We start from the raw sequence: 5856 nt of genomic DNA on the forward strand, positions 1-5856 counted from the left end.
GCGATCGCGCTGTAAGGAATATTGCGCCCGAATTGATCAAATTTCCCAGAGATAAAATAGCCACGCTTTTGGGTAATTGGTTTATAGATTTCCTGCACTAATGCTGATTTGCCAATTCCGGCATAGCCAGCGACTAACATCATTTCCACTTTGAATTGAGAATTTTCTATGGCTGACTCTGGTTGGCAGGCTTCGCCAACATTCTCCATTCCTGCTATCCTGTCAAATGCTGCCAATAACGCTCTAATCTCCGTTTCGCGTCCATACAGCTTTTGGGGAATTTGAAACTGACCTGAAACGTCTTGAAGCGCCAGCTCAATGCTAGAGATTTGACCGATTTCTTCTAATTGTTGAACACAGATTTCTAAATCTGCTTTGATACCCCAAGCACTTTGATAGCGATCCTCTGCATTTTTCGCCATCAGTTTTAAAATTATATCTGAAACGGCTTTAGGGATCGCTGCATTCAGTTCGTGAGGTGGAACGGGCACTTTAGCAATATGACAATGGACTAGTTCCAGAATATCCGTTGTTTCAAACGGCAGATGTCCGGTTAGCAGTTCGTAGAACGTCACACCAAGGGAGTAGAAATCGGTGCGATAGTCGAGCATCCGGTTCATCCGCCCGGTTTGCTCTGGTGATAAGTATGCAAGTGTTCCTTCTAATACATGAGGACTTTTGAACGTCGCATTCGTGCGGTTAAATTGGGTCGCAATCCCAAAGTCAATTATTTTGACAATGCCAGTTTCCAGATTAAAGACTATGTTTCCAGGGTTGATATCTTTATGAATTACATTAGCTGCATGGATTCTGCCCAGAATGTCGCAAACAGCGATCGTAAGACTTAGAAAAGTGGATAAAGGCATCGGGCAGAAGATATCTGGACGCTTATGCATCCATTGCTCTAATGACTCTCCCCCAAAATCTTCTAAGATAATCACCAGAGTGCGTTGATAGTCCTGCTGGCTGTATGCCTTGATAACTCCTTCCAGATTCAGGGAACGGGTAATTTTATATTCCTGTCTGTAGCGGGTTAGTTCTTGGGGTGAGGGATAATCAAGCTTTAGCATTTTTACGACGACCCCTACTCCATCATCTCTGATGCCCCGGTACACTAGAGAATTGTCACTTTCGTATATTTTGTTTTGGATAGCAATACCAGGTAGAGCAATCATAGAGCAACTCTTGAGATGATAATCTGGTACACCTCAAACTATACAGTAATCCAGCTATCTAGATTTTTCATCTTCTGAAATCCTATTTGGTTTTGTTCATTTCTAGCCAGTTGCAGACTGATGGCGTTCACTTACGAGCGCTGTATCAATATGTAGAGCGTTTCTACAGCACTCATTTGACAACTGGCGCACGGGACACCAGTTACGGAAAGTTTTACCCTATCCCTTGTACAACTTCTTCACTGTCCCGTTGTGTTGCTAACTCCATTGAAACTGTAACCCAAAGCCATTGGATGCCAATTTGCCAAAATTGTTTAGGGTATTCTCCTATACTCCAACTCCAGAAGCTTCAACAGCTTCTCTTCCACAGCAGTAAAATAAGGACGATTCACCTTCCCCAACGACTGCAACAGATTTTTAACTGTCTCCTCCAGCGAATTGGAATACACTCGACTGATGCGATCACAAATCACCCGCATCTGCTCACACTCCGCAGGCAAGTAATCGTAAGACTTCAGGTGCTGCAAACCAACGGTATACTCCCCATCCCAGGTTTTGACAGTGCAACTAAAATCATTCGCTCTTGCGACTATCCCCCAGCACCCACCCTTGCCTCTGAGTTCTGGATTGTCTTTTGCAAGGATTTGGCATACTTCGCCTAACTGGTAAGTGTTGGGTACTTGGGTGCGTTCCATTATTTGCTGCACTACGTTTTTAACAATTCTAGCTGGTGGCACTTTACCCCCTGCCTGCTCCATCGCTTTTACCCACACTTCCTGCTGTTCTTGAGGTTCAAGCTTTGTCATCGGTCGAACTTGTCCTTCTGCTGTCGGCAAAATGTGATCAAATTGATCACAAATTTCAACCAAGTTATCAAACACGACAGCCGCATCCATTAAAAGATAAGACTGGCGGCGACTATGCCCAAAGCGATCGCGACAATAATCCTCAAACGTGCGGTGACTTGAACGGTAAAGCCGACGATCACGCAATTCTGCCAGTGCCTTACCTGCTTCAAAAAACGCCCGCTCCACTTTCCTCTCCAGATGTAAGCGATCGCTTTGCTCCTCTTGGGTCAACTCTGTTACTTCAACAGCACTAACTGTAATTGTTGCTGTAGCTGGGTTTTCTTCTTGGATCAGGTTATCTGGTGGCGTGTCGTCACTGGATGCGGTAGAGGTGGCTTTCTTGCGCTTACGGGGCGGGTTGTTCATGAATCACTCGTAGTCAAACAGACCAAAAGCAAAGATTGGCAAGCTCTTTAATCGTCATCCCCAGCAATCTCTTTTAAGGTTTCAAGGTTGAGACATTTGGAACGAATTAATCTCTCAATTACTTCTGCTCTAGTTAATTCCATCTGTTCAGCTATAGCATCAACAAGCTCAATCGCTGTTGGAGTCAACATGATTTGAACCCGTTGCTTGCTTTCACCCCATTTTCCTGGCTTAACTCGATAATCTTTTGGCACTAGCGTTTTAACCATATCAATACCTACACATATATTCAACCAGATTTGATTATATACATACTTGGCGACGTGTGTATATGTGTATATAATAAAGATATCAAAAAGCAAAAGACGACCGCCCTCGCCTTGGAAACTTGTGCGCTCGTCTTTTGATCCTTTAACAGGAAATACCATCATGACACATACCATTTACAGCCATCAACAGCTGCAACTGAAATCTATTGCTCGACTCAAGCAAATCTACAGCGAAATCGCCTGCACAGTCGAAGTAAGCGACAAACGATGCAAGTATTCTTGGATTTTCGCCATTGTTAACTATCAGTCAAGCAAAATTCAGAAAATCACCCCCGACGAACAAGCCCTCGCCCAAGCCGAACTCGACCACTTCATCGCTGACCAAGCCCAAGCCATAGCTCCCGAACCCCTCACAATAGTCGAAATCTCTTTTGACCATCACGAATATTATGCTAATGACAAACTGGTAGCCAGCATCAGCTATGACGACAACCACTTAACGCAACGTTGGGTAGTAATGGTCAACGAGAAAGAAGTATTTCGTGCCAACACTCTAATGCGTTGCGATCGCTTCATCTGTACTCACTACAAAGATGGCACACTGCCAGTCCTAGAAGCTCTTGTGCAGGGGAGCAGGGGTGCAGAGGGGAAAAATCTACAACAACTTTCTCCTCTGCCCCTCTGCACCTCTGCCCCGCAAGTTTCCTCTTCTACTGAAAACCAAATCATGGCGCATATCTTCAATGAGTGCCAAAATTATGGGTTTGAAGTTCTCGATGATGGCATTTACAACAACAAGGGCGTGAAACTGGGGCAAGTCGGATGCACTAACGGTAATTGGTGGGTAAAGAGGCGTTATTCAGTCCAGCAGCAGTATTCTAACTCCGTGCTTGATGCTGTGCTATCGCTGTCGATGGTGGATACATCGCTGGCTGAACCAGTTCACAAATACTTGCAACACCGACCCTTAGAGCAACTGAGTTCTAATGAATTACAGCAGCTTTTTAACCATGAAGTTCGATCTCTTCTTCAAGAATTAGTCACAGCGTAAAGCCTCATGTGGGCAGCAGTGAAAATTGCTGCTCACTTTTAGGTATTTTTTGGGCGTTATTCTCCAAACACACCCAAACCTCAATTTTATTACTTGCTGAAATAACATATTAGTCAAGGAATCAGCATGAGTTTATCTTTAAACCAAAGCGTTTTAATCGAGTCTCCTTCGTTGAGAACATCTGCATTAGATGGGTTGGATGCTTCTCGCTCTCAACAAGTATTAAACAAAGCTAAAGCTATTGTGTTTGCTGTTTGGAATGGCGAGGGCTGGGCAACAGTTGAACAGTTAGCTCAGTATTTCCAATATTCTATACCAGGTATTAAGCATATCTACGAAAGAAACAGCAAAGAGTTTCGAGATAACGAAACCAAAAAATTGACTGGAAAGGACTTGTCTGATGCTCGCTCCTTGTTGGGTTTACCATCCAGAACATCACAAGCTAGGGTCTTTTCACCTTCTGGAACACTTCGGATTGCAATGCTGCTCACTGAATCCGAAATTGCCGCAATCGTGCGAACAATCATTTTAGAGCTAGTTGCAGGAGTGCCTAAGATTGCACCAAAAGTTGGGACTTCCACTATCCCAGCCCTCCCTCCAGTCGAGCAACGGCTACATACTTTTGTACAGGCCATGAAGACTTTAGCCGAACTCACCGGTGGCAGACTCAACCCATACATGGAACAGAATTGTAAAGACTTCGCCGCCAATCTGATAGCTGACTACAACAGACAGTCCTTAACCGGCACACAAGAAAAGTGGATGGGCGTGGTTAATTTCGCTGAGATTGAACTCGGTAAGAAAGTCCCCCTGAGCGGCGCTCACTATCGGGGACACTTGGGCACATGGGTGAGAACATTCTACCCACATTTGGGCGATCGCCAAGAAACACGATTGGTTAATGGCGTTCAACAGCCTATCTATGTCTACGCTTGCCATGATCCGGCTGTTGCGGCTGGTTTGACCAAAGCTGTAGAAGAGTTCTTCGCTCATCCCAGTCCTAGTGCAGCGTTAAGGCAGACAGGGGCTTTCACTAATAAGAAAGAACAGGTATTGGTTTAATAGCCATCAGTCTTCAGTTGCCTGCATCTTTCTTACTACTGGCTACGTAACCATTACTTGTAGGAAATCTACTTATTTTACATGAATAACTGTAAAGCCTGTCCATTAAACAGAAAATAAGTAACGGATAAGGAAAGGTTAATGACACGATTTCAAGACCCAAGAGCAGCAGAACTTGCCCAACAGATCGACCAAATCAACGTAATCGGTTGGGAGTCGGTGTGTAACTTAGCGCTACAACAACACGTAGTAAAAGGCGAATTATCCCCAGTAGAAACAGTATTGCATTTCGATATGTTTCTCACTAGATCAAAAGACACAGCCGATAAAAGACAGACAATTTGGGCTGAACAAATAAGCCAGGGTATTAGCGGAATCGAATGGTACACCGTCAAGTATGGTGGTTTCACTGTAGAATTGCCCCGGTTATGTGAAGAACTGACCCTTGTGCCGGGAGATAAAGAAATTCTTACTTGTTCCAAACCAGTAGCCCTCGACTTCCTCACGCACTGGAACATGGTTTTCAAACTATGGCGTTATGACCGTGAAACAGAGTCGCGCTGGCTTTCATCTCAGTGGAGTCAGTTTTACACCGAATATATGAGCCGGTAATGGCTGGAAGTTTGGGCTGAGGATGAGGTTTACCAGATTGAATTAAAAGACGGAACACTTCAGGATAAACCCACGTTTGCTATCAATGCCTGCTGCTGCTGGGGTAATCCAGAAGCAATCCACCGTATCTCTGCATACTCTAATTCTGGCTCAAGCTGGTTTCAATGGAATAATTTTACACCTTGGAGATAAGAACGATTGTTTATGCCCTAGACAATCGTCCAGCAATTAACAATTAAGGAACAAATCTAACTTACCAATTTTTCACATTGAGGGGAAAGGATATGGAAGAATGGCACTAAGAAAAGCTATAAGCTATGCAGGATAAGGACTACAGCTTTAAGGCTCACTCCCGCAGTAATGGCATAAGTCAGGCGATGGCGGATAGAAGGATGATGTACAATCTAAAAATTTTTTGGAGGTAGAAAAAGCTTACTCGTTCATGAAATACTTTCTTTGAGACGAGCAAGCAA

At 44.2% G+C, this 5856-nt stretch carries 6 protein-coding genes; 3 read left to right on the plus strand and 3 right to left on the minus strand.

All coding sequences use genetic code 11. From position 1 onward, the window contains the following. From H6G26_RS37530 to H6G26_RS37540, 3 genes are all read right to left on the minus strand, one after another. On the minus strand, window positions 1-1175 hold a 1175-nt coding region (locus tag H6G26_RS37530; protein WP_190736690.1), incomplete at its 3' end, for a serine/threonine-protein kinase. Between the two features lie 314 nt (window positions 1176-1489). Further along, window positions 1490-2389, minus strand: a complete 900-nt coding sequence (locus H6G26_RS37535) for a hypothetical protein (RefSeq protein ID WP_190736692.1) — start codon at window positions 2387-2389, stop codon at window positions 1490-1492. A 47-nt stretch (window positions 2390-2436) separates the two neighbouring features. After that, a complete protein-coding gene (locus H6G26_RS37540; protein WP_190735156.1) occupies window positions 2437-2658 on the minus strand; it encodes a ribbon-helix-helix protein, CopG family in 222 nt (73 codons plus the stop codon). Between the two features lie 160 nt (window positions 2659-2818). Between H6G26_RS37540 and H6G26_RS37545 the strand changes: the two genes are divergently transcribed. The 3 genes from H6G26_RS37545 to H6G26_RS37555 all read left to right on the plus strand — a co-directional run bounded on the left by H6G26_RS37545 (window position 2819) and on the right by H6G26_RS37555 (window position 5383). Next, a complete protein-coding gene (locus H6G26_RS37545) occupies window positions 2819-3709 on the plus strand; it encodes a hypothetical protein (protein ID WP_190736694.1) in 891 nt (296 codons plus the stop codon). Window positions 3710-3835: 126 nt separating this feature from the next. Beyond that, a complete protein-coding gene (locus tag H6G26_RS37550) occupies window positions 3836-4771 on the plus strand; it encodes a hypothetical protein (protein ID WP_190736695.1) in 936 nt (311 codons plus the stop codon). A gap of 141 nt (window positions 4772-4912) precedes the next feature. After that, the gene (locus tag H6G26_RS37555; RefSeq protein WP_242054245.1) at window positions 4913-5383 is read left to right on the plus strand and encodes a hypothetical protein; all 471 of its coding nucleotides are present in this window, start codon (window positions 4913-4915) and stop codon (window positions 5381-5383) included. Window positions 5384-5856 lie beyond the last annotated feature (473 nt).

It is taken from the genome of Nostoc sp. FACHB-888 (assembly GCF_014696655.1).
Classification (GTDB): Bacteria; Cyanobacteriota; Cyanobacteriia; order Cyanobacteriales; family Nostocaceae; genus Nostoc.